At 72.3% G+C, this 26,351-nt stretch carries 26 protein-coding genes and 1 pseudogene; 18 read left to right on the top strand and 9 right to left on the bottom strand.

The features are described from left to right. The first annotated feature begins 101 nt into the window (after positions 1-101). From F9278_RS08695 to F9278_RS08650, 10 genes are all read left to right on the top strand, one after another. Positions 102-2,192, top strand: coding sequence for a tetratricopeptide repeat protein (locus F9278_RS08695; protein WP_152167779.1), 2,091 nt, complete (start codon positions 102-104; stop codon positions 2,190-2,192). A 166-nt stretch (positions 2,193-2,358) separates the two neighbouring features. Further along, positions 2,359-3,483 (top strand): alanine dehydrogenase, encoded by a 1,125-nt coding sequence (gene ald / locus F9278_RS08690; protein WP_193241408.1) that lies wholly within the window; start codon positions 2,359-2,361, stop codon positions 3,481-3,483. Positions 3,484-3,898: 415 nt separating this feature from the next. Next, positions 3,899-5,035 (top strand): ParA family protein, encoded by a 1,137-nt coding sequence (locus F9278_RS08685; RefSeq protein WP_152167778.1) that lies wholly within the window; start codon positions 3,899-3,901, stop codon positions 5,033-5,035. Beyond that, complete coding sequence (locus F9278_RS08680) at positions 5,020-5,613, top strand: hypothetical protein (protein ID WP_152167777.1); 594 nt, start codon at positions 5,020-5,022, stop codon at positions 5,611-5,613. Before F9278_RS08685 ends, F9278_RS08680 begins: the two co-directional genes overlap by 16 nt. Before the next feature lie 18 nt (positions 5,614-5,631). Next, positions 5,632-6,666, top strand: a complete 1,035-nt coding sequence (locus tag F9278_RS08675) for a segregation and condensation protein A (RefSeq protein WP_152167776.1) — start codon at positions 5,632-5,634, stop codon at positions 6,664-6,666. After that, positions 6,663-7,316: an SMC-Scp complex subunit ScpB gene (gene scpB / locus F9278_RS08670; RefSeq protein ID WP_152167775.1), complete on the top strand. Its 654-nt coding sequence runs from the start codon at positions 6,663-6,665 to the stop codon at positions 7,314-7,316. The genes F9278_RS08675 and scpB overlap by 4 nt, the downstream gene beginning before the upstream one ends. After that, complete coding sequence (locus F9278_RS08665) at positions 7,316-8,458, top strand: pseudouridine synthase (RefSeq protein ID WP_152167774.1); 1,143 nt, start codon at positions 7,316-7,318, stop codon at positions 8,456-8,458. The genes scpB and F9278_RS08665 overlap by 1 nt, the downstream gene beginning before the upstream one ends. Positions 8,459-8,659: 201 nt before the next feature. Further along, positions 8,660-9,385 carry an NUDIX hydrolase gene (locus tag F9278_RS08660; RefSeq protein ID WP_152167773.1) on the top strand — a complete coding sequence of 242 codons (726 nt, stop codon included), beginning with the start codon at positions 8,660-8,662 and terminating at the stop codon, positions 9,383-9,385. Continuing rightward, entirely contained in the window at positions 9,385-10,407 is a 1,023-nt protein-coding gene (locus tag F9278_RS08655; RefSeq protein ID WP_152167772.1) for an ADP-ribosylglycohydrolase family protein, read from the top strand. The genes F9278_RS08660 and F9278_RS08655 overlap by 1 nt, the downstream gene beginning before the upstream one ends. A gap of 3 nt (positions 10,408-10,410) precedes the next feature. Beyond that, positions 10,411-11,181, top strand: a complete 771-nt coding sequence (locus F9278_RS08650) for a nucleotidyltransferase domain-containing protein (protein WP_152167771.1) — start codon at positions 10,411-10,413, stop codon at positions 11,179-11,181. Here the strand turns inward: F9278_RS08650 and F9278_RS08645 are convergent. Genes F9278_RS08645 through F9278_RS08630 form a run of 4 tightly spaced genes read right to left on the bottom strand, consistent with a single transcriptional unit; the run spans position 11,098 to position 13,610 of the window. Further along, positions 11,098-11,883 carry a nucleotidyltransferase domain-containing protein gene (locus F9278_RS08645; protein WP_152167770.1) on the bottom strand — a complete coding sequence of 262 codons (786 nt, stop codon included), beginning with the start codon at positions 11,881-11,883 and terminating at the stop codon, positions 11,098-11,100. The genes F9278_RS08650 and F9278_RS08645 overlap by 84 nt on opposite strands. 22 nt (positions 11,884-11,905) lie before the next feature. After that, positions 11,906-12,352 carry a QcrA and Rieske domain-containing protein gene (locus tag F9278_RS08640; protein ID WP_152167769.1) on the bottom strand — a complete coding sequence of 149 codons (447 nt, stop codon included), beginning with the start codon at positions 12,350-12,352 and terminating at the stop codon, positions 11,906-11,908. Beyond that, positions 12,349-12,936, bottom strand: coding sequence for a DUF6529 family protein (locus F9278_RS08635; protein WP_152167768.1), 588 nt, complete (start codon positions 12,934-12,936; stop codon positions 12,349-12,351). The genes F9278_RS08640 and F9278_RS08635 overlap by 4 nt, the downstream gene beginning before the upstream one ends. After that, on the bottom strand, positions 12,933-13,610 hold the full coding sequence (locus F9278_RS08630) for a hypothetical protein (protein ID WP_152167767.1): 678 nt from the start codon (positions 13,608-13,610) through the stop codon (positions 12,933-12,935). Before F9278_RS08630 ends, F9278_RS08635 begins: the two co-directional genes overlap by 4 nt. 270 nt (positions 13,611-13,880) lie before the next feature. On the opposite strand from F9278_RS08630, the gene aroH reads away from it, so the two are divergent. The 5 genes from aroH (at position 13,881) to der (ending at position 18,418) form a co-directional block, all read left to right on the top strand. Continuing rightward, a complete protein-coding gene (gene aroH, locus F9278_RS08625; RefSeq protein WP_033528887.1) occupies positions 13,881-14,243 on the top strand; it encodes a chorismate mutase in 363 nt (120 codons plus the stop codon). Then, positions 14,240-15,325 (top strand): prephenate dehydrogenase, encoded by a 1,086-nt coding sequence (locus F9278_RS08620; protein WP_152167766.1) that lies wholly within the window; start codon positions 14,240-14,242, stop codon positions 15,323-15,325. Before aroH ends, F9278_RS08620 begins: the two co-directional genes overlap by 4 nt. A gap of 139 nt (positions 15,326-15,464) precedes the next feature. After that, complete coding sequence (cmk, locus tag F9278_RS08615) at positions 15,465-16,142, top strand: (d)CMP kinase (RefSeq protein WP_152167765.1); 678 nt, start codon at positions 15,465-15,467, stop codon at positions 16,140-16,142. Next, complete coding sequence (locus F9278_RS08610; RefSeq protein WP_193241407.1) at positions 16,100-16,849, top strand: lysophospholipid acyltransferase family protein; 750 nt, start codon at positions 16,100-16,102, stop codon at positions 16,847-16,849. The genes cmk and F9278_RS08610 overlap by 43 nt, the downstream gene beginning before the upstream one ends. A 108-nt stretch (positions 16,850-16,957) precedes the next feature. Further along, positions 16,958-18,418, top strand: a complete 1,461-nt coding sequence (gene der / locus F9278_RS08605) for a ribosome biogenesis GTPase Der (RefSeq protein ID WP_152167764.1) — start codon at positions 16,958-16,960, stop codon at positions 18,416-18,418. Between the two features lie 147 nt (positions 18,419-18,565). On the opposite strand, the gene F9278_RS08600 is transcribed toward der, so the two are convergent. Further along, positions 18,566-18,949, bottom strand: coding sequence for a hypothetical protein (locus tag F9278_RS08600; RefSeq protein WP_152167763.1), 384 nt, complete (start codon positions 18,947-18,949; stop codon positions 18,566-18,568). A gap of 227 nt (positions 18,950-19,176) precedes the next feature. After that, positions 19,177-19,950 carry a hypothetical protein gene (locus F9278_RS08595; RefSeq protein WP_152167762.1) on the bottom strand — a complete coding sequence of 258 codons (774 nt, stop codon included), beginning with the start codon at positions 19,948-19,950 and terminating at the stop codon, positions 19,177-19,179. 536 nt (positions 19,951-20,486) lie between these two features. On the opposite strand from F9278_RS08595, the gene F9278_RS08590 reads away from it, so the two are divergent. Next, on the top strand, positions 20,487-21,137 hold the full coding sequence (locus tag F9278_RS08590) for a LysM peptidoglycan-binding domain-containing protein (protein WP_152167761.1): 651 nt from the start codon (positions 20,487-20,489) through the stop codon (positions 21,135-21,137). 50 nt (positions 21,138-21,187) lie between these two features. On the opposite strand, the gene F9278_RS08585 is transcribed toward F9278_RS08590, so the two are convergent. The 3 genes and pseudogenes from F9278_RS08585 to F9278_RS08575 form a co-directional block, all read right to left on the bottom strand. Then, the gene (locus F9278_RS08585; RefSeq protein WP_152167760.1) at positions 21,188-21,829 is read right to left on the bottom strand and encodes an ATP-binding cassette domain-containing protein; all 642 of its coding nucleotides are present in this window, start codon (positions 21,827-21,829) and stop codon (positions 21,188-21,190) included. Further along, positions 21,826-23,793 (bottom strand): annotated as a pseudogene (locus F9278_RS08580) (branched-chain amino acid ABC transporter ATP-binding protein/permease); the annotation flags it as partial. The gene F9278_RS08585 and the pseudogene F9278_RS08580, both read right to left, overlap by 4 nt. Continuing rightward, a complete protein-coding gene (locus tag F9278_RS08575; RefSeq protein WP_152167759.1) occupies positions 23,772-24,293 on the bottom strand; it encodes a hypothetical protein in 522 nt (173 codons plus the stop codon). The gene F9278_RS08575 and the pseudogene F9278_RS08580, both read right to left, overlap by 22 nt. 148 nt (positions 24,294-24,441) lie before the next feature. Here F9278_RS08575 and F9278_RS08570 point away from each other — a divergent pair, with 148 nt between their 5' ends. Beyond that, positions 24,442-25,041 carry a hypothetical protein gene (locus F9278_RS08570; RefSeq protein WP_226966673.1) on the top strand — a complete coding sequence of 200 codons (600 nt, stop codon included), beginning with the start codon at positions 24,442-24,444 and terminating at the stop codon, positions 25,039-25,041. Continuing rightward, positions 25,016-26,314, top strand: a complete 1,299-nt coding sequence (locus F9278_RS08565) for an ABC transporter substrate-binding protein (protein WP_152167758.1) — start codon at positions 25,016-25,018, stop codon at positions 26,312-26,314. The genes F9278_RS08570 and F9278_RS08565 overlap by 26 nt, the downstream gene beginning before the upstream one ends. Positions 26,315-26,351 lie beyond the last annotated feature (37 nt).

Genomic DNA, 26,351 nt, shown 5'->3' with positions numbered 1-26,351 from the left:
CCGCTCCGCCCAGATCGTCGCAGAGCGTGAACTAGGCTCGGGAAACGCCCGAACCGGAGTCCCGGCGGGCTCGTTCGTGCGGTGGGACGGGAGCGTGGCCCGTGGCGGATCAGGCGGTGGACCTCGGGGGTGCCCGGGTGTCCGGAACAGGGCGGCCCGCGGCTGTCGAGGCCGCCCCCACGGACAGTCAGTTCCTCGGCCGGACAAGAGAGTTGAAGGAACTGCGGGCCGACATCGGCCGGGCCGGGCTCAACACCCTCGCGGGCCGCAAGGCGCCCCACGCGCGCGTGCTGCTCATCGCGGGCAGGCCCGGCTACGGCCGCACCGCGCTCGCCGAGGAGCTCGTCCGGCAAGTTACCGATGGTTACCCCGATGGGGTGCTGCGGGCCCGGCTGACCGAGCCCGACGGCACCCGGGTGCCCGTCGAGCGCGCGGCGCGGGAACTGCTCGGGGAGCTGGGGCTGCCGGCCCCGGCCGGGGCGGACGAGGACGACCTCAGCGAGGCGCTGCGGGAGGCGCTGGCCGACCGCCGGGTGGTGCTCCTGCTGGACGACGCGGCCGACGCCGAGCAGGTCGACGCGCTGCTTCCGGACACCCCCGACTCCCTGGTCGTGGCGGTCTCCGAGGGGCCGCTGACGGGCATCTCCGACGTCCGGCCGTGCACCCTGGGCGGACTGGACACCAAGTCCGCCGTGGAGCTGCTGGAACGCTTCAGCGGCTCGGTGCGCATCACCGTGGACCCGCGCTCGGCCGAGGGGCTCGCCGAGGTCTGCGGGGCCCAGCCCGCCGCGCTGCGCCTCGCCGGGGGCTGGCTGGCCGCCCGGCCCGCCGCCGCCGTCTCCGACCTCGCCAAACAGCTGCGCGCCGAGGAGGACGACAGCCCGCCGCTCGCCAAGGTCCTCAAACTGGCGTACGCCTCGTTGCCGACCGCCGCCGCCCGGATACTGCGACTGCTCGCTCTCGCCCCGGCGGGCCTGGTCGACCCGCACATCGCCTCCGGGCTCGCCGGCTGCTCGGTCGGCGCGGCCCGCACCACCCTGGACGACTTCGTGGCCCTCGGCTTTCTGCACCGGGTCGGGTCGCCGCTGCCCGAGTACGAGGTCCCCGGCTGCCTCCAGCCGCTGCTGTGGTCCCTCGCCGAGAGCCAGGAACGGCCGGGCGAACTGCAGCTCGCCCGCGCGCGGATGCTGGAGCGGACGGTACGGCTGCTCCAGTCCTGCCGGGCCATCACCGAGACCGACAGCCCGCAGGCCCGCGAGAAGCTCCTCGCGATGCCCAAGGCGCTGCGGTTCCCGACCCCCCGGGCCGCCGAGGAGTGGCTGCGCGTCCGCCGGCCCGCGCTGCTGGCCGCCGCCCGGCTCGCGGTCGCCGACGGGGAGCTGGACACCCTCGCCAGACGGCTGATGTCCCAGCTGGTCCGGGCCATGGTGGCGCACTTCGGCACGCGGGCCGCCGCCCCCGACCTCTACGACGTCCACGGTCTCGTCCTCGATGTGGCCGAGCGCCGCGACCTGCCCCGCGAACAGGCCGCGGCCCTGCTGAACCTCGGCGACCTCGACGCCAGGACCGGCCGTACGAAGGCGGCGCTGGCCCGCTACCGGGCCGCGCTGGACGCCGGACGGCGGGCGAACGACCCGTACGCGACCGGCCGCGCGATGGAATCCGTAGGCGGTGCCCATCAGGAGCTGGAGGACTACGACCGGGCCGCCGACTGGTACGGCAGGGCGCTCGCCCAGCGGCTGGCCCGGGACGAGCGCGAGGACGCCGCCCGGCTGTACGGCCGCATCGCCACCGCGCACACCTACGCGGGCCGCTACGGGGAGGCGCTGCGCAACTGGAGTTCGGCGCTCACCGGCCACCGTCGGCTCGGCGATGTGGGCGGCCAGGCAAGGGCGTTGAGCGAGATGGCACGGGTCCAGGAGTACGCGGGGCGGCCCGAGGAGGCGCTGCACACCTGCCAGGAGGCGGCGGAGTGGGCGCGCCGCGCCGACGACGTCCGCTTGCAGGCCGCGATGCAGCTGCGGATCGCCGACACCCTGGAGCGGCTCGGCGATCCGGCGGCGGCCGGGCTGCACCGGGCAGCCGCCGAGCGGCTGCTCGGAGACGAGGTCCCGGACCCCGAAACCCCTGAGATCGAGCCGGAACAAGACCCTAACGCCTGCGAAATCAGTAGTGCATCCACGAAAGATTGATGCATTGAAAGGCTAGACAGCGGGGATACCTTCATTAGACTGGCTGCGCCGCCGGTTCTCCCGCGGCGTCTCCCGGTGCGCTCCGATATGTACGGGTATGTCCTGCATTGTTCGGGCATGTTCCGCCTGTGCGTGCGAGACCCCACACCCCTCCGAGCCAAGGACCGTGATCGACGTGAAGGTCGGCATCCCCCGCGAGGTCAAGAACAACGAGTTCCGGGTGGCCATCACCCCGGCCGGCGTGCACGAGCTGGCGCGTCACGGACACCAGGTCGTCATCGAGCAGGGCGCCGGAGTCGGCTCGTCGATCCCGGACACCGAGTACGTCACCGCCGGCGCCGAGATCCTGGCCACCGCCGACGAGGTGTGGGCCGCCGCCGACCTGCTGCTCAAGGTCAAGGAGCCCATCGCCGAGGAGTACCACCGCCTCCGCAAGGACCAGACGCTCTTCACCTATCTGCACCTGGCCGCCTCCAAGGAGTGCACCGACGCCCTCGTCGAGTCGGGCACGACCGCGATCGCGTACGAGACCGTCGAACTGCCCGGCCGCGCGCTGCCGCTGCTCGCCCCCATGTCCGAGGTCGCGGGCCGGCTCGCCCCCCAGGTCGGCGCCTACCACCTGATGCGGGCCAACGGCGGTCGCGGGGTCCTGCCCGGCGGGGTGCCGGGCGTGCTGGCCGGCCGGGCCGTCGTCATCGGCGGCGGTGTCTCGGGCTGGAACGCCGCGCAGATCGCCATCGGCATGGGCTTCCACGTCACCCTGCTCGACAAGGACATCAACAAGCTCAAGGAAGCCGACAAGATCTTCGGCACCAGGATCCAGACCGTCGTCTCCAACGCCTTCGAACTGGAGAAGGCGTGCCTGGAGGCCGACCTCGTCATCGGCGCCGTCCTCATCCCGGGCGCCAAGGCCCCGAAGCTGGTCACCAACGAACTGGTGTCGCGGATGAAGCCCGGAAGTGTCCTTGTCGACATCGCCATCGACCAGGGCGGCTGCTTCGAGGACTCCCGGCCCACCACCCACGCCGAACCGACCTTCCCGGCCCACGAGTCGGTCTTCTACTGCGTCGCCAACATGCCCGGCGCGGTGCCCAACACCTCCACCTACGCGCTGACCAACGCCACGCTGCCCTACATCGTGGAACTCGCCGACCACGGCTGGGCCGAGGCCGCGCGCCGCGACCCGGCGCTGGCCAAGGGCCTCAACGCCCATGACGGCAGGGTCGTTTACCGCGAGGTCGCCGAGGCGCACGGCCTGGAGCACGTCGAACTGGCCTCGCTGCTCGTCTGACCCGCTGGTCCGACCGGCTGGTTTTAAGTCACCTTTCGGTAAAAGGCGATACGTCAACACGGGTCGTCAACAGCGGTTTCCCGGCCGGATCTTGCCCGACAAGGTCCGGCCGGATGTGTGTATGGTCACTTTGCGACACTCGCGCAACTCGCCTCGAACGTAACCGTTCGGATGTTTCGCGCACCGGTGAAACCTGCCGTGCGACGGCCCTACGCCCTTGACAGCCGCATGTTTCATTGCCGACACATCGGGCCGGGTCCGGCGGATTGTGTTGCTGCGGACCGCCGACACGCCATAGAGTCGCCAGCTGTCGGCATGGTGCCACGCTGACCTATCTAGAAGTTTCCTGGTCACCAAGGAGGTAAGACGACTTGTGAATGAGTCGACATTTACTCCCGGGGGTGGTCAACCAGGAATGCCTGCGCCGGTCTCGGGCCCTACTGGGTTCGCGGCTGTCGGCTCCGTCGCTGTCCGCACCTTCGCAGCCCGCCAGAGTCAGCAGCTAGCCGAGCTAACTCCGCCAGCACACCAGAGCATGGATGGCCTACACGTGAACGCCATGGCCGGCGACGGAAGTGGCGGGGTCCACAACCACTTCGCCGACTACGACGAGCTGCCCGACGGGCACTTCTACGACCCCGACGCCGAGTACGAGCCCGATCCGGAGTACGCGGCCACGCTCGCGCCCGACGCGGCCCGTCAGCGCCGCGAGCGCATCGGTCCGACCGGTCGCCCGCTGCCGTACTTCCCGATCCCGGGTCCGCTGACCGACCACGGTCCCGCGAAGATCATCGCGATGTGCAACCAGAAGGGCGGCGTCGGCAAGACCACGTCGACCATCAACCTGGGTGCCGCGCTCGCGGAGTACGGGCGCCGGGTCCTGCTCGTCGACTTCGACCCGCAGGGCGCCCTCTCGGTCGGCCTCGGTGTGAACCCGATGGAGCTCGACCTCACGGTCTACAACCTGCTCATGGAGCGGGGCATGTCGGCCGACGAGGTCCTGTTGAAGACCGCGGTCCCCAACATGGACCTGCTGCCGAGCAACATCGACCTGTCGGCGGCCGAGGTCCAGCTGGTCTCCGAGGTCGCGCGCGAGTCCACCCTGCAGCGGGCGCTCAAGCCGCTGATGGCCGACTACGACTACATCGTGATCGACTGTCAGCCCTCGCTCGGCCTGCTCACCGTGAACGCGCTCACGGCCGCACACAAGGTGATAGTGCCTCTGGAGTGCGAGTTCTTCGCCCTGCGCGGAGTCGCGCTGCTCACCGAGACCATCGAGAAGGTCCAGGAGCGGCTCAACCCCGACCTGGAGCTCGACGGCATCCTCGCCACCATGTACGACTCGCGCACCGTGCACAGCCGTGAGGTCCTCGCCCGCGTCGTCGAGGCGTTCGACGAGCACGTCTACCACACGGTCATCGGGCGCACGGTCCGCTTCCCGGAGACCACGGTCGCCGGTGAGCCGATCACCACGTACGCCTCCAACTCCGTCGGCGCCGCCGCCTACCGCCAGCTCGCCAGGGAGGTGCTCGCCCGGTGTCACGCCGAGTGAGTCTGCCGGGGGCCGACGAACTCTTCCGTACGACAGGGGGAATGGCGCTGCAGCCGTCCACTCCCCGGCGGGGGGCCAACGGAGAAGCCCGTGTGCCCGCTCCCGCCGGGGAGAGCGACGGAGCCGTCGGCGCCGGAGCGGAGGACGCGCCGCCGTCCGTGCCCGTGCGGGGCGGTGACGGCGAGGGGTCCGAGCATGTGGCCGCGGACGCCGAGTCCGACGGCGACCAGCCGCGCAGTCGCTCCGCCGCGGCCGGGGCCGAGCGGGCCGCGGCGGCCGGGCGTCAGCCTCAGCCTCAGGGGAAGCCGCAGGAAGGTTCTGCCGCCGGGTCCCGTAAGCGGGGGCGGGCCTCCGGGCGCCGGCCCAGTGGGCGGGAGCGGCACGACGAGAAGATCACCGTGTATGTCTCCGCCGAGGAGCTGATGGATCTCGAACACGCGCGGTTGGTGCTGCGCGGGGAGCACGGGCTGGCCGTGGACCGCGGGCGGATCGTGCGGGAGGCCGTGGCCGTGGTGCTGGCGGATCTGGAGTCCCGCGGGGACGCGAGCATCCTCGTACGGCGGCTGCGGGGGCGGTAGGGGTAGCCTGCGGGGGCTATGACCTCGTTTGACTCCTCTGGCGCGGGCTCGGCCTCCGGTGGTTCCACCGGTCGTCGGCGTGCGCTGGGGAGGGGGGCGCTGGCTCCGCCCTCGGCTCCGCCGGTCGAGCCGGTCGACGCGGGCGGCGGTGACGAGGAGCCCTCGGGTGTCGTCCCCGTCGAAGTCGAGGCCGAGGCCGAAGTCGTCGATGCCGTTGACGCCGTTGATGACGGGGTCTTCAAGGTTCGGCTCGCCAATTTCGAAGGGCCGTTCGATCTCCTCCTTCAGTTGATCTCCAAGCACAAGCTGGATGTCACCGAGGTCGCGCTCTCCAAGGTGACCGACGAGTTCATGGCGCACATCCGGGGCATGGGGTCGGACTGGGACCTGGACGAGACGACCGAGTTTCTCGTCGTCGCCGCCACCTTGCTGGATCTGAAGGCCGCCCGGCTGCTGCCCGCCGCCGAGGTCGAGGACGAGGCGGATCTCGCGCTGCTCGAAGCCCGGGACCTGCTGTTCGCGAGGCTGTTGCAGTACCGGGCGTACAAACAGATCGCGGAGATCTTCAACCGGCGGCTGGACGAGGAGGCCCGGCGGTATCCACGGACCGTCGGGCTGGAGCCGCAGCACGCCGAACTGCTGCCCGAGGTGGTCATCAGCATCGGGGCGGAAGGATTCGCCAGGCTGGCCGTGAAGGCGATGCAGCCGAAACCGAAGCCGCAGGTGTACGTCGACCACATCCACGCGCCGCTGGTGAGTGTCCAGGAGCAGGCCGGGATCGTCGTGGCCCGGCTGCGGGAGCTGGGCGAGGCCTCCTTCCGGGTGCTCGTCGAGGACACCGACGACACCCTCACCGTCGTCGCCCGCTTCCTCGCCCTGCTGGAGCTGTATCGCGAGAAGGCCGTGGCCCTCGACCAGGAGACCGCGCTCGGTGAGCTGACCGTGCGCTGGACCGGTGGGGACGAGGGCGCGGAACCCGTGGTCACGGACGAGTTCGACCGCCCGCCCGAGCCCCCCGAGTCGTCCAAGCCGTCCAAGGAGGAGAAGGCGTGAGCGAGGAGAGAACCGATACGCCCGCGGGGCCGCGTACCGTCGCCGACCTCGACCTCGGGCCCGCCCTGGAGGCCGTTCTGATGGTCGTGGACGAGCCCGCGACCGTGGAGCATCTGAGCAAGATCCTGGAGCGGCCGAAGAGGCAGATCTCCAAGGCGCTCAGGGAACTGGCCGACGAGTACGCGACGCAGGGGCGCGGGTTCGAGCTGCGGCTGATCGCCGGCGGGTGGCGGTACTACACCCGGCCCGAGTACGCCGCCGCCGTCGAACGGTTCGTGCTGGACGGGCAGCAGGCCCGGCTTACCCAGGCCGCGCTGGAGACGCTGGCGGTGGTCGCGTACCGGCAGCCGGTGAGCCGGAGCAGGGTCTCGGCCGTGCGCGGGGTCAACTGCGACGGGGTCATGCGGACGCTGCTGCAGCGGGGTCTGGTCGAGGAGGCGGGCGCGGAACCCGAAACAGGTGCGATCCTGTACAGGACGACGAACTACTTTCTGGAGCGGATGGGCCTGCGCGGCCTGGACGAGCTCCCGGAGCTCGCGCCCTTCCTCCCGGAGGCTGAGGCGATCGAGGCCGAGACGCAGGAGGGGGTCCCGTCGTTCGATCCGGACGCCCCGGATTCCGAGGACGCAGACGACAAGACGGAACTTTGATGCGAAGCAGTAGCGGCAGGAACAGCAGCGGAAACAACGGCGGGAGCCGTGGTGGCAACAGCGGCGGCCGCGGCGGGAGCAGCGGTGGCCGAGGTGGGAGCGGCGCGGGCCGCGGCAACTACCGCGGTGCCGGGAACGACCGCGACGACAGGCAGGGCGGCCGGCCGAAGAACCCGCGCCCGGAGGAGCGGCGCTACGACGTGGGCCCCGGCGGCACCCAGGAGGGGCCGAAGTCGGGGCGCGGCGCGTCCGCGCGCGGCGGTGCCAAGGGTGGCCCCAAGCAGTCCCCGAGCGGTGGGCGCGGCCGTTGGGCCCCGGCGACCTCGCGTGAGTACGACGCGCGGGCCGAGGAGCGCAACCGGGAGCGGTACGCGAACAAGAAGGACGTCAAGCTGCCCAGGACCTTCCCGGGCGCCGAGCAGGAGGGCGAGCGGCTGCAGAAGATCCTCGCGCGCGCGGGCTACGGCTCCCGGCGGGCCTGCGAGGAGCTGATCGAGCAGGCGCGGGTCGAGGTCAACGGCGAGATCGTCCTGGAGCAGGGCAAGCGCGTCGACCCGGAGAAGGACGAGGTCAAGGTCGACGGGCTGACGGTCGCGACACAGTCGTACCAGTTCTTCTCGCTGAACAAGCCGGCCGGTGTCGTCTCCACGATGGAGGACAACGAGGGCCGGCAGTGCCTCGGCGACTATGTGACCAACCGCGAGACGCGGCTGTTCCACGTCGGGCGGCTCGACACCGAGACCGAGGGTGTCATCCTGCTCACCAACCACGGTGAGCTGGCGCACCGGCTGACCCACCCCAAGTACGGCGTGAAGAAGGTCTATCTCGCGCACATCGTGGGCCCGATCCCGCGCGACCTGGGCAAGCGGCTCAAGGACGGCATCCAGCTGGAGGACGGGTACGCGCGCGCGGACCACTTCCGGGTCGTCGAGCAGACCGGCAAGAACTACCTCGTCGAGGTGACCCTGCACGAGGGCCGCAAGCACATCGTGCGCCGGATGCTGGCGGAGGCCGGCTTCCCGGTCGACAAGCTGGTGCGTGTCGCCTTCGGGCCGATCACCCTCGGCGACCAGAAGTCGGGCTGGCTGCGCCGGTTGTCGAACACCGAGGTCGGGATGCTGATGCAGGAGGTCGACCTCTAGCCTCCGTCGGATTTTCGACCGCGTGCGCGCGGTGGGCCGGTCCCGGGTTTGCCGTCGGGGCCGGCCCTTTGCCGTTCCCGGTGCCGTGCTTGACGCGGTTCTTGGCCTTCCTTTCCCCGTAAAAGGGTTGTGCCCGGACACCCGTCGCTTTTATAGTCGTGATGACTATTAGTCATGGTGACCATAAAGGGGGCGAAGGCCATGACCTCACCCGAGGGCTACGACAAGTACGCCTACGAACCCTTCGCCGTCACCGTCGACCTGGCCGTCTTCACCGTCCGCGCGGGCACCCTCCAGGTGCTGCTCGTCGAGCGCGGGCAGGAGCCGTACGCGGGCCGCTGGGCACTGCCCGGCGGGTTCGTGCTGCCGGACGAGTCCGCCGAGGAGGCCGCCCTGCGGGAACTCGCGGAGGAGACCGGGGTCAAGGACGTCGCCGGGCTCCATCTGGAGCAGCTGCGGACCTACAGCGAGCCGGGGAGGGACCCCCGGATGCGGGTCGTCACCGTCGCCTTCGCCGCGCTGTTCCCGGACCCGCCCGTCCCGCACGGCGGCGGTGACGCCGCCCAGGCCCAGTGGCTGCGCTTCAACGCCATCGGTCCGCTCGCCTTCGACCACGACCGCATCCTCGCCGACGCCCACGAACGCGTCGGTGCCAAGCTGGAGTACACCTGTCTCGCCACCTCCTTCTGTCCGCCCGAGTTCACCCTCGGTGAGCTGCAGCAGGTCTACGAGACCGTGTGGGGCACTCCGATCGACCGGCCCAACTTCCGGCGCAAGGTGCTGGCCACGCCGGGCTTCGTCGAACAGGTGCCCGGCGCCGCCCGTCTGACCGGCGGTCGCGGCAAGCCCGCCGCACTGTACCGAGCGGGTGGGGCCACCGCCCTGCACCCGCCCCTGCTCCGACCCACCACGGAAGGACGGCCCTGATGACCATGACGCTCCGTACGAAGCGTTCCGCCACCGGATCCCTGCTCGGACTCGCCCTCGGAGACGCCCTCGGCTTTCCGACGGAGTTCAACGACATCCCGTCGATCCTCGCCAAGTGCGGCCCCTGGCGGAAGATGGAGCTGCCGAGGCCCGCGATCGTCACCGACGACACCCAGATGACGCTGGCACTGGCGCACGGGCTGCGGGCGGCCATGGACCGCGGCTCGCTCGGCGCCGAGGCGCTGGAACGGGCCGTCCGCAAGGAGTTCGTGGAGTGGTCCCGCTCCCCGGAGAACAACCGCGCCCCCGGCCACACCTGCCTGGTCGCCTGCGACCTCCTCGCCGTCGAGCGCCACCCCTGGCAGTTCGCCAGCCAGATCGGCTCCAAGGGCTGCGGCGCCAACATGCGGGTCGCGCCGCTCGGCCTGATCGGCCCGCTCAGCGACGAACAGCGCGCGGGCGCCGCCCAGTTGCAGGCCGCCCTCACCCACGGCCACCCCACCGCGCTCGCCGCCTCCGACCTCACCGCCCACGCGGTACGGCTGCTCGCCCAGGGCACCGATCCGCTGGGCCTGGTCGGCCGACTGCGGTCGTACGCCCTGGAGAACCGCTCCCGCTACCACGCGCGCTGGCTCGGCGACCTGTGGACCTACAGCCAGGACCCCTCGCCCGAGCACTACATCGCCCGGGGCTGGGACGAGTGCCTGGACGCCCTGGACCGGGTCCAGGACGCCCTGCGGCTTCCGTCGCCCGAGACCGACCCCTGCCTGGCCACGGGGGAGGGCTGGGTCGCCGAGGAGGCCCTCGCCACCGGGCTGCTGTGCTTCCTGCTCTTCGTCGACGAGCCCGTCACCGCGCTGCGCCGCGCCGCCTGCACCTCGGGGGACTCGGACTCCATCGCCTGTCTCACCGGCGCCTTCGCGGGCGCCTACCACGGGCCGGACGCCTGGCCCGCCGAGTGGGCCGACCGGATCGAGTACCAGGGTGACCTCGTGTCGCTGGGGGCGCTCTGGGACGCTTGAGGGATGACGGACACCCTCGACGCCCTCGACACCGACCTGGCCCCGGTGGTCGCCGAACAGCCCGATCCCCTGCTGTTCGCGACCGTCTCCGGAGCCCATCTGTACGGCTTCCCCTCGCGCGACTCGGACGTCGACCTGCGCGGTGCGCATCTGCTGCCGGCGGCCGAACTGGTCGGGCTGCGCGAGCCGGAGGAGACCCGGTCGAGGATGTGGGACCGGGACGGGGTCGAGATGGACCTCGTCACCCACGACCTGCGCAAGTTCGCCCGGCTGATGCTGCGCCGCAACGGCTATGTGCTGGAGCAGCTGCTCTCCCCGCTCGTCGTGCACACGGGCGAGTCGCACCGCGAACTGGTGGCGCTCGCCCCCGGTGTCCTCACCCGTCACCACGCCCACCACTACCGGGGGTTCGCCATCACCCAGTGGCGGCTCTTCGAGAAGACCGGTGAACTCAAGCCACTGCTCTACACGTTCCGGGTGCTGCTCACCGGCATCCATCTGATGCGCCGCGGCGAGGTGGAGGCCCATCTGCCCACGCTGCTCCCGCAGCTCGCCGAGGCGCCCGCGTATCTCCCGGACCTCGTCGCGGCGAAGGCGGCCCTGGAGCACGGCAAGGCGGAGGTCGACCAGGAGCGGGTCGCGGCGGACGTGGAGCGCCTGCACGGCGTCCTGGACGAGGAGCAGGCCCTGTCAGCGCTGCCGGAGAGTCCCTCCGCCCACGACGCCCTGCACGACTTCGTCGTCCGGGTCCGCCTGGAGGGGCTGAAGGGCTGAGGCGGAGCGCAGTGCCGAGGCGCGTCGGGCGCGTACGACGAAGTCCTCGACCCGGGCCCGGTCCGGCTCCGGCGGGAGGGGGCTGTGGGCCGCCGCCTCCTCCGCCTCCGTGGCCAGCCGGGCCATCCAGGACTCCACCCGGGCCCAGGGGACCTCGCCGCGCTTCACCGCGAGCAGGGAGTCGCGCCGGTCGCCGACGTCGACGGTGAGTGTGCCCGTGCGCAGCAGGTCCCGGCAGCTCATCAGGAGGCGGAGCAGATGCATGGCGTGCTTCCAGCGGGGGGCGCCGTGGGTGCGGACGTCCGCGTCGAGCTTCTTGCGCTGGCCGAGGGCGTAGCGGGCGAAGGTCTCGTGGGCCTGACGGGAGAGGAACGCCCCGCGCAGGTCCAGCAGTTCACGTCCCGTGGCGTCGATGTGCTCGACCAAGGGGGAGTGCAGGCACTCCAGGATGTTGGGGTTGGCGCGCAGGGCCAGAGCGCAGAATCGCTCCAGCTCCCAGCCGAACTGCTCCTCCGCAGGCCCCTCCACATGCGTCGGCGGCTTCTCGAAGCGCCAGAACAGCTCGGTGGGGGCCAGGAAGACACCCCGCAGGTCGGTGTCGCTGTCGTCCGTGGCCAGGCCGAAGGCCCGCGACCCCATCACACAGGCGTAGACGGTGTGGTCGCGGACCAGATCGTGCGGATGCGGATGCGGGGGCTGCATGCCCGGGAGCGTACGGGGTGGTTCAGGCCAGCCGAATCGAATTTCCCGAGACCTTGATCTCCTCGGCGGGCAGCGGCTTCGTGGCCGGTCCCTGCACCACCGCACCGTCCGTGATCTTGAACTTGCTGCCGTGGCAGGCACAGTCGATCGTCTCGTCCGCGATACCGCTGACGATGCAGCCCTGGTGCGTGCAGACGGCCGAGAAGGCCTTGAAGTCGCCCTCCGCGGGCTGTGTCACGACGACCTTCTCCTCCTTGAAGATCTTGCCGCCGCCCACCGGGATGTCGGCCGTCGTCGTCAGCTCCTCACCGGCGCCACCGGTGCCCGCGTCCCCGGGCGAGGTCTCCGCCGGGGAGTCACCGCCGTCGCCGCCGTCGTCCCCGCCGTACTCGCCGCACCCCACCAGCAGCGCCGCCGTGCCCGCCGCGCCGGTCGCCAGGACCGCGCGCCGCGTCGAACCCATCGTCATGTCGTCACTCCGAACGTGCGGAAGAACCAGAGGGCGGAGGTCAGCCAGACGACCGTGAGAGCGGTGAAGACGAGACCGCCGACGATCGGCAGGAGCCAGCCGGGGAGTCGCTCCGAGCGGAGCAGCAGCATCTTCGCACTGAAAACACCGAAGAAGAAGCAACCCAGGAGAGAGTGCCACAAAACGCGTGTTTCGTACGTCTGGAAGCCCAGGGCGTACAGACAGTGCACCGCCACCGGCACCGCGACCAGGAACGCCACCCGCCCCGACCAGCGGTGCAGCACCCCCGACCAGCTCGGGCCCGGCAGCTTGCCGTACAGCATCAGCGCCGAGGTCAGCTGGACGAGCGCGAAGCCGAACGACACCGTCGCCAGCCATGACTTCACGGCGCCCGTGCTGCTGAACCCCGCGAGGTTGAACGCGGTGCCCGCCGGGTCGTGCGCCTTGCCGTAGACGCCGAGGCCGACCGCCACCGCGCAGGCCACGAGCGCCGGGACCAGATAGCGGGAGGCGCCGCCGGGGCCGGCGGGGGAGGGTCGAGGGGAGGGGAAGTCCTGGGTGGCGGCGTTCGGGTCGACGGTCATGAGCTGCTCTCCGGGGTGACGGGGCGGGCCGTGAGCTGTTGTCCGTCGACCGTCACCGCACCGGTCTCCGGGTCGATCTCCGGGGCTGCCGCGGCCTTGCCGTCGCGCTTGAGAATGCCGACCTGGCTGCCGTCCGGCAGCACGATCCAGCCGCCGTCGACCTCGGCCCCGCGGACGTTGGCCGTCGCCCGGTACAGCGCGGACTCACCGGTCTCGGGCGCCGTGAAGCCGTACTCCCGGCCGCCGATGTCGACCGTGCCCCGGACGCTCCCGCCCTTCAGCGTGCCGTTCAGCTCGGCGCCGTCCTTGCTCGTGAGCCGCATGCCGCCGTCGTCCTCGACATCGCCCTTGAGCCAGGACTCCTGGGTGCGGCCGTCGCAGAAGTAGGCGACCGCCTTGCCGTCGCGCAGGGTCACGGCGATCGCGGCGGAGTCGTCGTCGGTACGGCCCGCGTAGTCGGCGTCGGCCGGCGGGGAGGGTGTCGCGCGCGGCGACGGCGAGTTCCTCGTCGGGGACGGGCTCGGGGACGGGCTAGGCGCGGCCGAGGCGGGCGGCGGGTCGTTCGTGGTAGAGGTCGAGCCGGCGCGGGTCCCGGTCGTCGCGTTGAACGACAGCAGGATCAGTGCCAGCACCAGCCCGCCGAGCAGAGTGACAAGTGGTCCGGAGCGCTTCATACGAGCCTCCCCCGAGGCGTGGCGCGGACGGCCTCCCCCATGCAAGCGGACCCGCGCGGCGGCGTCCAGGGGCGCATGGAGGTATTTCACCCCAAGTGACGGGACAGTGACATTCGCGAGACATTGTCGGGTTGCGCGCCGAAGATCCGCCACCGGGGGCGCCTCCCGCGCCGCACGTCTCGGCAGGCGGGCGCCGCGCACCGGGCAGGCGCGGGCTGACTAGGCTGGTCGTACAACGAGCCGGGATGTACATCAGCGAGGAGCACAGCCGTGGCGGTACGAGCGGTCCGGGGCGCCGTCCAACTCGAACGGGACGAGGCGGGGCACATGGACGAGCAGGTGGGCGAACTGCTCACCGCGGTCCTGGAGCGCAACGGGCTCGGCCCGGACGACCTGATCAGCATCTGGTTCACGGCCACCCCCGACCTGCACAGCGACTTCCCGGCCGCCGCCGCCCGCAAGCTCGGCATCGTGGACGTCCCGCTGATCTGCGCGCAGGAACTGGACATCGAGGGGGCCATGCCCCGGGTCGTCCGGATACTCGCGCACATCGAGTCCGACCGGCCGCGCTCCGAGATCGCCCATGTGTACCTGGGGGCCGCCGCCGCACTCCGCAAGGACATCGCCCAGTGAGAACCGCCCTCGTCATCGGCACCGGGCTGATCGGCACCTCCGCCGCCCTCGCCCTGGCCCAGCGCGGTGTCACGGTCCACCTCACCGACCACGATCCGGAGCAGGCCCGTACGGCCGCCGCGCTCGGCGCCGGCACCGACGAGGCGCCCGACGGCCCGGTGGACCTCGCGATCGTCGCGGCCCCGCCCGCGCATGTGGCCGCGACCCTCGCCGACGCCATGCGCCGGGGCCTGGCGCGCGGCTATCTCGACGTGGCCTCCGTCAAGGGCGGCCCCCGCCGCGAGCTGGAGGAGCTGGGCCTCGACCTCTCCGCCTACATCGGCACCCACCCCATGTCGGGCCGCGAGAAGTCCGGCCCGCTGGCCGCCACCGGTGATCTGTTCGAGGGGCGCCCCTGGGTGCTCACCCCGACCCGGGACACCGACACCGAGGTCCTGAACCTCGCCCTGGAACTGGTCTCGCACTGCCGGGCCGTCCCGGTGGTCATGGACGCCGACGCCCACGACCGGGCCGTCGCCCTGGTCTCCCACATGCCGCACCTGGTCTCCAGCCTGGTCGCCGCGCGGCTGGAGCACGCCGAGGAGTCGGCCGTACGGCTGTGCGGACAGGGCATCCGGGACGTGACCCGGATCGCGGCCTCCGACCCCCGGATGTGGATCGACATCCTCTCCGCCAACCCCGGACCGGTCGCCGACCTCCTCGCCGATGTCTCCGCCGATCTCGACGAGACCGTCCAGGCGCTGCGCGCGCTGCAGGCCTCCGACGAGGCCAAGCGGCGCGAGGGCGTCAGCGGGATCGAGGACGTGCTGCGCCGGGGCAACGCCGGTCAGGTCCGCGTCCCCGGCAAGCACGGGTCCGCTCCGCGCGCCTACGAGGTCGTGGCCGTCCTGATCGACGACCAGCCCGGCCAGCTGGCCCGTATCTTCGCCGACGCGGGGGCCGCCGGGATCAACGTCGAGGACGTCCGCATCGAGCACGCCACCGGGCAGCAGGCCGGTCTGGTGCAGCTGATGGTGGAGCCCAAGGCGGCGGTGGTGCTGACGGGGGCGCTGCGGGAGCGGGGCTGGGCGATCCGGCAGTAGGACCGGGCGGCCACGGCCACGGTCACGGCCGCAGCGGTGGCCGTGGGCACGGCCGGATGGGCTACGCGCACCCAGTACCCTTGTGCGGGGCGTCTTCCGTCTCGCCCCCACCACCTCGGACCAGGAAAGGTGCTCCCCAGTGGAACGCGCCACAGTGATCGTTGCCATCGACGGCCCCTCCGGCACGGGCAAGTCGAGCACCTCGAAGGCCGTGGCCGCGCAGCTCGGGCTGAGCTATCTGGACACGGGCGCCCAGTACCGGGCGATCACCTGGTGGATGGTCACCAACGGCATCGACATAGAGGACCCCTCCGCGATCGCCGCCGTGGCGGGCAAGCCGGAGATCGTCTCGGGCACCGACCCGTCCGGGCCGACCATCACCGTCGACGGCACCGATGTCGCCGGACCCATCCGCACCCAGGACGTCACTTCCAAGGTCAGCGCCGTCAGCGCGGTACCGGAGGTGCGGGCGCGGATCACCGAGCTGCAGCGGTCCATCGCGTCGGGCGCGGAGAACGGCATCGTCGTCGAGGGCCGCGACATCGGCACGACCGTCCTGCCGGACGCCGACCTGAAGATCTTCCTCACCGCCTCCCCGGAGGCCCGTGCCGCCCGCCGCAGCGGTGAGCTGAAGGGCTCCGACGTCCAGCAGACCCGCGAGGCGCTGCTCAAGCGGGACGCGGCCGACTCCAGCCGGAAGACCTCGCCGCTCGCCAAGGCGGACGACGCGGTCGAGGTGGACACCTCGGACCTCACCCTCCAGCAGGTCATCGAGTGCGTCGTCACCCTCGTCGAGGAGAAGCGGGCGGGGAAGTGAGCGAGGCCTCCGCGGAGCGGGCCCCGTCGTCCCGGGCGACCCCGGCCGGGACGACATCGGCCGAGGTTCCCTCGCCGATCGGCGCCGAGGTGGGCCGGCGTATCGGCGTCGGTCTGATGTACGGGCTGTGGAAGCCGCGGGTGCTGGGCGCCTGGAAGGTCCCCGCGACCGGCCCGGTGATCCTCGCCCCCAACCACTCCCACATCGTCGACGGCCCGATGGTCATCGGCGTGGCGCCCCGGGCCTCGCACTTCCTGGTCAAGAAGGAGGCGTTCATCGGTCCGCTCGGCCCGTTCATGCGCGCCGTCGGCCAGGTCGAGGTGGACCGTACCACCGCCGACCGCACCGCCATCACCCGCGCGCTCGCCGTCCTGGCGGGCGGCGGTGTGCTCGGTATCTTCCCGGAGGGCACCCGGGGCGAGGGCGACTTCGCCTCGCTGCGGGCCGGGCTCTCCTACTTCGCCGTGCGCAGCGGCGCGCCGATCGTCCCGGTCGCCGTCCTGGGAAGCACGGAGCGGCGGGGACGGTTGATCAAGGGGCTGCCTCCGCTGCGCTCCCGCGTCGACATCGTCTTCGGCGACCCGTTCGAGGCGGGCGACGGCAGCGGACGGCGGACCCGCAAGGCACTCGACGAGGCGACCGTGCGCATCCAGCGGCAGCTCGGCGCACACCTGGACCATGCCCGGCGGCTCACCGGCCGCCGGTAAAACGCCGGGCGTCCGATCGGTCGCTGGGCGACACTGAGTAGTGGACCGGCCGGCGGACACGCCGGGTGTTCCACCGATCACCACGATGAACTACGAGGTACGGACTTCATGAACGACCAGTTTCCCTCCGAGCACGAGCACGGAGAGCTTGGCGACGCCGAGTACGCGGAGTTCATGGAGCTCGCCGCGGTAGAGGGCTTCGACGTCGAGGACGTCGAGGGCGCCATCGAGGAGGCGGGCCACGGCCCGCTGCCCGTCCTCGCCGTCGTCGGCCGTCCGAACGTCGGCAAGTCGACCCTGGTGAACCGCATCATCGGCCGCCGCGAGGCGGTCGTCGAGGACAAGCCCGGCGTCACCCGCGACCGTGTCACCTACGAGGCCGAGTGGGCGGGCCGCCGCTTCAAGGTCGTCGACACCGGCGGCTGGGAGCAGGACGTCCTCGGCATCGACGCCTCCGTCGCCGCCCAGGCCGAGTACGCCATCGAGGCCGCCGACGCGGTCGTCTTCGTCGTCGACGCCAAGGTCGGCGTCACCGACACCGACGAGGCCGTCGTCCGGCTGCTCCGCAAGGCGGGCAAGCCCGTGGTGCTCTGCGCCAACAAGGTCGACGGCCCGAGCGGCGAGGCCGACGCGACCGCGCTGTGGTCCCTCGGCATCGGCGAGCCGCACCCGGTCTCCTCGCTGCACGGCCGCGGCACCGGCGACATGCTGGACGCCGTCCTGGAGGCCCTGCCGGAGGCGCCCGAGCAGAGCTTCGGCACCGCCGTCGGCGGCCCGCGCCGGATCGCGCTCATCGGCCGTCCGAACGTCGGCAAGTCCTCGCTCCTCAACAAGGTGGCGAACGAGGAGCGCGTCGTCGTCAACGAGATCGCGGGCACCACCCGCGACCCGGTCGACGAGCTGATCGAACTCGGCGGTGTCGTCTGGAAGTTCGTCGACACGGCGGGCATCCGCAAGCGGGTCCACCTCCAGCAGGGCGCCGACTACTACGCCTCGCTGCGCACCGCCGCCGCCGTCGAGAAGGCGGAGGTGGCCGTCATCCTCATCGACGCCTCCGAGTCCATCTCGGTGCAGGACCAGCGGATCGTGACGATGGCCGTCGAGGCGGGCCGCGCGATGGTCATCGCGTACAACAAGTGGGACACCCTCGACGAGGAGCGCCGCTACTACCTGGAGCGGGAGATCGAGACCGAGTTCGGCCAGGTCGCCTGGGCTCCCCGGGTCAATGTCTCGGCGCGCACCGGCCGGCACATGGAGAAGCTGGTCCCCGCGATCGAGACCGCCCTCGCCGGCTGGGAGACCCGCGTCCCGACGGGCCGGCTGAACGCCTTCCTCGGTGAGCTGGTCGCCGCCCACCCGCACCCGATCCGGGGCGGCAAGCAGCCCCGCATCCTCTTCGGCACCCAGGCCGGCACCAAGCCGCCGCGCTTCGTCCTCTTCGCCTCCGGCTTCATCGAGGCGGGCTACCGCCGCTTCATCGAGCGCCGCCTGCGCGAGGAGTTCGGCTTCGACGGCACCCCGATCCACATCTCGGTACGGGTGCGCGAGAAGCGCGGCAAGAAGAAGTAGACGAAGGCCCGGCAAGAAGAAGCAGAAGAAGCAGAAGAAGAAGCAGAAGAAGCAGCCGCGGGCGCTATGACTGAGGAGGCGGCCACCCGGATCCCGGGTGGCCGCCTCCTCATGTCACGTACGGGGTGCCCGTACGAGGTGCCCGCTTCAAAGGCCTCGGCGCGGTCCCGGCGGCAGCGGGGACGGGATGTGGTGCATCCCGGTGTGCCCGGTGGGGATCCGTCCGACCGGCTGCCACACGGCCGCCGTCGAGGGCGCCTGGCCGGGCTGGGGATCGCGCTGGGTGGCGAGATGCCCAGCCGCGTGCCGGGAGCCGTACGCGCCGGAGCCGTACGCGCCGGAGGCGTACGACCCGGTGGTGCGATGTCCGCCCGAGCCGTGCGACAGGGTCCCGAAGCCGGTGAACCCCAACTCCTCCTCCCCGTGCCGGTCGCCCGGCAGGGTCCGGTAGGTCCTGACCCACTCCGCGTAGAGCGAGTCGTAGATGGGCGTGGCCGAGGGCCCGCCCGACGGATCCTGAGTCGGCCGCATGGACGGGATCGACTGGTAGGACTGGCGGCGAGGTACGTCGTATGCGTGCACGTCTGTGCCAACGACCCCACGGGGCAAGAGATGCGCTACCTCAACCATTCAGCCTCCGGGGTGGGTGAGCGCCCCGCAGGGGCGCGGGGAACCGCGCGACAAGCCCCGAACTACCCGCAGCCGACTGACCAGCCGCATTGCTACGGCGGGTTGTCACGGCCCGCCGAGCGGAGCGATCACGTCCCGGCCAGCGGCAGCGTGGCCGCCACCAACTTCCCGTTCGCCGCGGCCTTGTCGAGCGCGTCACGCAGCAGATCCTCCCGCGGCTGCCGCCCGATCGACCCGACCGGCGCCGCGAACATCAGCACCTGCTGATGCTTGTTCGCGGCGGCCCGCCACGCGTCGGCGACCTGGAGCGCCTGATGGGCCTGCCACCACGCGACCGGCGAACCGCCCGTGCTCCCCGGCTGCAGGATGGCGTGCAGCTGACCCATGGCGAGCAGGACGGACCAGCCGTGCAGCACGGGCGGTACGGCGTCGATCTGGGGGAGCGGCATGAAGCCCTGCTCGATGAGTAGCGGCAGGAAGTCGTCGCCCACCCCCGTCGTACCCGGGCGGGCGATGGGGGCGGTCGGCTCGACGACCAGCGCCGGGTGCAACTCGCCGCTGAGCAGGATCAGTCCGCTGGTGACACCGAGTACGGCCTGCTCGGGCGCGGCCTGGGCGGCCGGGGCGTCCCCGGCGATGGATCGGGCGGCGCCCTGCAACTGCTCCTCGGTGACCTGGACGACCTGGGAGGGCAGACAGGTGGCGTGGGCGAAGGCGAGAACGGCTGTCTCGTCGCCGACGAAGAGGACGGTGCTGGTGCGCTCCTGCTCGGAGTCGCCGGGGGTGCGGCAGGACGTGCAGTCGTAGCCGCCGGGGGCGTTCTCTCCGGCGAGCAGCCGGTCGGCTTCTTCGTCGCCGATCTCGGCGCGTACCTCGTCGCTGACCTCGAGCATGCGCGGCACGGGTGGCTCCTCGGGATGCGGTGCGTGTCGGTGCCGGGTGGCGCCCGGCCCCTGAGCGCGGAGGTTCCGGCTCATGCAGAGACAACGGGCGATCTGTGGCCGGAGTCACGCCCGATGACGAACGGAATCGAACCAACCGCGGCGCAGGGTGAATCCGTGGGCGGAATCGGTTACTCCGCGCCAACTTCCCGAGGGTCCGGCGAAGTTGACCCGGTGAAGTGGGTCACAGGTCAACAGGGGCCCTGGATGACATATCCGGAAATCAGGGAATGAAGTGGGTGGCCGGAACTCGTCGCTACTCGGGGTAACGGCGAACTGGCCTCGTATGACAAGCGATTACTTGCTGACAGCCCGTCAACATCCCTACATTCCCCGCCGTGTGCAACGAGCACCGCTCGGGTACGTCCGCCGGCCGCGCAGAGCCAGACAGCGCGCAGCAGCACCACCGTCGGCGGACGGGGCGGAGCGCGACCCCCGCGTCCGTACGCGGGAAGCGCCCCGCCCGGGGGACCCCGGGTCCGTGGAGAGGGATCTTCATGCCTGGATGTGGATGCGCCGACACCACCCGCGGCGGCACTCGCAGGACGCGTACGGCGGCGGTTCTCGCCGGGGCGGCACTGCTCGCCCCGCTCGGGCTCCTGGCCGTCACCGGCAGTGCCTCGGCGGCCGACAGCGGGGTGTGGGACCGCATCGCCAAGTGCGAGAGCGGCGGCGACTGGCACATCAACACCGGCAACGGCTACTACGGCGGACTCCAGTTCGCCGCCTCCACCTGGCGCGCCTACGGCGGCACGGCCTACGCGGCCACGGCCGACAAGGCCTCCAAGTCCCAGCAGATCGCCGTCGCCACCAAGGTGCAGCGCGCGCAGGGCTGGGGAGCGTGGCCCACCTGCTCCGGCCGCGCCGGAGCCTCCGGCGGCGCGCCGGCCGCGCCCTCCACCGGGTCCGGGAAGACCGACAAGGCTCGGGAATCCGTGCGGCAGGCCCCCGCGAAGGTGCCGTCGCGTCCCTCCGCCCACCCGGACCGCGGCGCGTCCCGCGGTGACTACACCGTCCGGCAGGGCGACACCCTGAGCGGCATCGCCACCCGGCACGGGACCACCTGGCGGCAGGTCTACGCCGCGAACAGGGCCGTCGTCGGCGCCGACCCCAACCTGATCGTCCCCGGGCAGCGCCTCGACCTCTGACCTCTGACGCCTGGTCGGTGAGCCGGGCGGGGCACACGCGGCGCGACGGATCAGGCGAGTTCGACCGCCTCACCGGCGAACGCCAGTGCCCCGCGCCGGAGTTCGTACACGAGTACGCCCGGTACGCCCCGCAGCACCGGCGGCAGCCGCTGCTCGGCGACGACCACGCACGCGTCGAGGCGGCCCAGCAGCTCGTACGTACGGGCCGCGACCGCCGGTGACATGCCCTGGGTCGGCTCGTCGACGAGGACCACACGCGCGCGGGCCGACAGGGCACGGGCGAGGGCGAGCATGCGCTGCTCGCCCCCGGAGAGGGTGCCCGCGCGGCGCGCGAGCAGGGGTTCGAGCGGCGGAAAGGCGTCCAGGGCGTACGGCAGGTCCGGCGCGGCGAGTGCGAGGTTCTCGCGCACGGTCAGCGAACCGAAGACGGCCCGGCGCTCCGGTACGAGGACGAGGCCTCGCCGGGCCCGTTCGTACGCGGGGGTCCGGGTGACGTCGGCCCCGTCCCACACGACGGCCCCGCCGGAGAGCGGGACCGTGCCGGCGAGGGCCCGCAGCGCGGTCGTACGGCCGGAGCCGTTGCGGCCGAGCAGCACGGTGAGGCCGGGGCCCGGGGCGGCGAGGGTGAGGCCGTGCAGGGCCTCCAGGGGGCCGTAGCGGACGCGGGCGTCGCGCAGGGAGAGGAGGGTCATCGTTCGACCGCCCGGTCGAGCGGGTCCGGCGGGCCGAGGGCGCCCGGCGGACTCAGGACGTGGTCGGCGGGGCCGGAGGTGACGATCCGGCCCCCCGCCATGACGTGCACGACGTCCGCGAGGTCCGCGACGAGGTCGAGGTCGTGCTCGACGACCAGCAGGGCCATGCCGTCGTCGGCGAGGGCGCGCAGCACGCGGGCCAGGGCGGCGACCTCGGTGGTGTCGAGTCCGGCGGTGGGTTCGTCGAGCAGCAGTACGCGGGGGCTCCCGGCGAGCGCCCTCGCCAGCTCGACCTGGCGCAGTGTTCCGGTCGGCAGGCCGGCCGCCGGTGCCGTCCGCACCGCGCCGTCCAGCCCGAGCAGCCGCAACGCCCGTTCCACGGCGCCGGGATCGGCGGTCCGTCCCTGTTCGGCGCCGACGCGGACGTTCTCCTCCACGCTCAACGACGGGAAGACCGCCAGCTGTTGGAACGTCCGCGCGATTCCGAGCCGGGTACGGGCGTGCGCGGCCAGCCGTGTCACGTCCCGCCCGCCCAGGCGCACCCGACCGCTCCCGGGCCGCAGCGTCCCGGCGAGACAGTGGAAGAGGGTGCTCTTCCCGGCCCCGTTCGGCCCCACGACAGCACCGACCCGACCGGGCACGACATCGAGATCGACCCCAACGAGAGCCGTGAACTCGCCGTAGCGCAGGTGGAGGTTGCGCGCTTGGAGGGAGGGAGAGGGGGAGGGGGAGCGGGGGATGCGGTGGGCCGGGGGGCCGACGGGGGCGTCGGGCGCCTGTTCGGTGTCGGCGTCGGCCACGGCCGCCGGGCCCGGGGCGCCGGGCAGCTCCCCACCGGGCTTTCCTTCGCCGGCCCCGGTACCGCGGTTCCCTGCGCCGGGTTCGGTGGGGTCGGGCTTCTCTGGACCGGGTTCGGTGCGGTCGAGTTTCCCTGTCTCCGCATCGCCCCACCGCCCCCCTGCCGAGCCACGCGCCGAGCGGAGGCTCCCCCCGACCGCGACCCCACCCCCGACCCCAACCGCCCCGTTCAGCCCCGCCGTCTCCCTCGGCCCCCACGCCCCGCCGAACCCCGCCGGACCCCCACTCCCCGCCCCGGCCCTCGCCCCCGTCCGTACCCTCTCCCGGGCCCGTCTCCCCCTCGCCGTCAGTTCGCCACGCGGCCCCGCCCCTGCCCGCAGACGGGCGATCCGTGTCCGTGCCGCCTCGTAGGGGCCGGTGGGGAAGTGGCCCAGGAAGGTGGCGAGGAGGCCGATGGTCGCGGCTGCCACTCCGCCCTTGGTGCCGGCGTCCAGGCCGACGAGGAGGGCGGCTGCGGCCAGGGCGCCGACGGTGCTGTCGGCGCCGAGGACGACGATCGCGGCGAACCAGAGGAGGCCGCGGACGGGATCGTAGGCGGCGGGGTCGAACGCGCGGACGCCCATGGCGAGCATCCCGCCGCCGAGCGCGGCGAGCGCGGCGCCCGTCACGAACGCCGCCAGTTTCAGCGAGGGGACGCGCACGCCCGCCGCCGACGCCCCCGCCTCGTGGTCCCGCATCGCGGCCAGCGCCCGACCCGTGCGGCCCCGGCGCAGGGCGTGGGCGGCGAGGAGGGCGAGGGAGAGAAGGACCAACTCCAGGACGTAGTACGCGCGGTCGCCCTCGAAACCCGGGGGACGTGTGACGGTGAGCCCCGACGTGGCGTACGGCTGGGCGAAGACGAAGCGGCTCACGCCGACGCCCACGGCGAACGTGGCGAGGGCCAGGGCCAGACCGTGCCGGCTGATCGCGGGCCAGCCGGTCAGCAGCCCGAGAGGGGCCACCAGGAGCACGGCCACCAGGAGCGCGGCCAGTTCGGGGAGCGCGGGGAGGAAGGGGAAGCGGCCGGCGGTCAGGAGCGCCGTGAACAGGGCGCCGAGGCCCGCGTATCCCGCCTGGCCCAGGGAGATCTGGCCGCCCCTGCCCGTCACCACCACCAGTCCGTGGAGTCCGTGGAGTCGTCGTCCCGGTCGGGTGCCTCGCAGATCGGGCAGGGCCGCAGGTCGCCGCTCGTCAGCACCCGGGAGTCCACCGGCACCGCTTCCGCCTTGCCGGCCACCAGCGGGCAGTCCGCGCGGTGCCAGAGCGTGCCGCCGGGCACCATCAGCAGTCGGCCGCTGACGGCGAGGGGCGCGTCCGCCCGCCCGGACCCGGCGGCGGTGTCGACCGGTTCGGCGGCGACCAGCAGGCCGTACAGCTCCTCGACCCGGGCGGCGGCCAGGGCGTCGCGGACGTGGGCGAGGAGGACCGCGCCCCCGACGATCAGTGCCGCGCCGGGGATCGTGCAGGAGGCGAGGTAGGGGAGCTGCCGTTCGGCGAACCGCTCGCCGGAGACGCCGTACCAGCCGATCACGCACAGCACCGCGCCCCCGGCGAGCGCGGCCCAGCCGGCCCACAGGACGGGGTGCGCGGTCCGGGGCCGGGCGGTCGGCGGTCGGGCTGTCCGCATACGGGGCATCCGGGGCATCCGTGGCTCCCACACGTCGTGTGTCTGACAGCTTTTCAACCCTGCCGATGGCTTGCACTATGCCTTCTGCAAGCTGACCCTGAAAGAACCGGGCGCGTGCCGCCCGGACCGACACCCGGTGGTGAGCCAGATGGTTCTCGGGAGCGACCTCAGGCGGGCGAACGGACGGCGGGGACGCGGTCCGGGGGCGGCGGGACGGGGTACGGCGCTGGCCGCCGCCCTGGTCCTTCTCCTCGCCCCGGCCCTCGCGGCGTGCAGCGACGACAGCGGGGGCGGCGGCGACACGGCACCGCCCACCCCCTCCGTGGAACGGACGGCGAGCGAACCGGCCGAGGAGACGACGTCCGCGACCGCGTCCGCGAGCGGGCCCGCGGACACCGCGGCGGCCGAGAAGGAGATCCAGCAGAACTGGAAGACGTTCTTCGACCCCTCCACCTCCACCGAGGAGAAGCAGGCCGTTCTGGAGAACGGCGACGAGATGGGCCCGGTCCTCGCGGCCTTCAGCGGTGACGAGCGCGGCGGGCAGGTGGAGGCCGAGGTCCAGAAGGTCGCCTTTACCTCCGCGACCGGCGCCGATGTGACGTACACGCTGCTCCTGGAGGGTGCCACGGCCCTGCCGGACGCGGCGGGCACGGCCGTCGAGCAGGACGGCACCTGGAAGGTGTCGGTCAAGACGCTGTGCGGACTGGTCGCGCTGAGCGGCGATGCGACTCCGGGTCCGGGCTGCTGAGACGGCCGCCGCCGGTCTGCTGCTGCTCCTGGCGACGGCCTGCGGCAGCCGGCTCCCGGAGAGCGACTTCGAGCGCCGGGACACCGCCGCGGCCACGGCTCCGGCGACCGCCGAGCCGCTGCGCGTCGGGATCATCACCAGCGTCACCAGCCCGGTGGGCGGGTCCGCGTTCACCGGGCCGCGCGACGGGGCGAAGGCCTGGTTCGCCGCGCTCAACGCGCGCGGTGGCGTCGACGGCCGCCGGGTCGAGGTCCGGGAGTGCGACGACGGCGGCAGCGGCGTCGGCAACAACGAGTGTGTGCACGAACTCGTCGAGGAGGACGACGTGGTGGCGCTGGTCGCCACCACCGCCCTCGACTACGCGGGCGCCTCCCGTGTCGCACGCGCGCGCGTGCCCGACATCGGCGGCCAGCCCATCGGCCCGGCGTACGACACCTATCCGTACCTGTACAGCGTCTACGGCAGCCTCGCGCCCCGACACGGCACGACCGGCTGGGACGGGGAGCAGTACGGCGGCACCGAGGTGTACCGCTACTTCGAGCGCGAGCACGGCGCCCGCACAGCCGCCGTGGTCTCCTACAACCAGTCCGCGTCGGCCGCCTACGCCCGCCTGGTCGTCCAGGGGCTGAAGGCCGAGGGGTACCGGGTCGTCACCGAGCAGGTCGACTTCGCGCTGCCCAACTTCCGCGCGGCGGCGGCCGACATCAAGGAGCAGGGCGCCGACCTGGTCTTCGACGCCATCGACGGGCACGGCAACGCCCGGCTCTGCGAGGCGCTGGACGACGTGGGCGCCGAGATCACCGCCAAGGTCACCAACGTCCAGAACTGGACCTCCTCGGTCGCCGAGGACTACAAGGACGCCCCGCGCTGCCGCAACGCCCTGTGGGCCACCGGCTCCAGCCGCAACTTCGCGGACGACGGCGACGCGGCCGTACGGGAGTTCCGGGACGCCACGAAGGGGCTGGAGACCCATTCCCAGTGGCAGTTGGAGGGCTGGGCCGCCGCGATGTGGTTCACGGACGCGGCGCGCTCCTGCGCGGGGGCCCCGGAAGGCGTCACGCGCGCGTGCGTCGACCGGTTCATGAACCGCGCCGAGCCCTACAGCGCCGACGGACTGCTCGTCCCGGTCCGCTTCGAGCGGCTCGCCGAGCCCCCGAAGACCCGCAGGACCTGTGTGTCGGTGGCCCGCTGGCAGGACGGGAAGGGGTGGCTGAGCCAGGGGGACATGAACGACAACTGCTTCGACGTGCCCCAACTCCCCTACAGGCCCTGATGCGATTCGAGGCGAACAGGTTCCCTCCTGCGGCTAT

It is taken from the genome of Streptomyces phaeolivaceus (assembly GCF_009184865.1).
In the GTDB taxonomy this organism is placed as follows: domain Bacteria; phylum Actinomycetota; class Actinomycetes; order Streptomycetales; family Streptomycetaceae; genus Streptomyces; species Streptomyces phaeolivaceus.
Note: the sequence above shows the minus strand (reverse complement) of the source record. Positions and strands in the feature narration are given on the sequence as shown.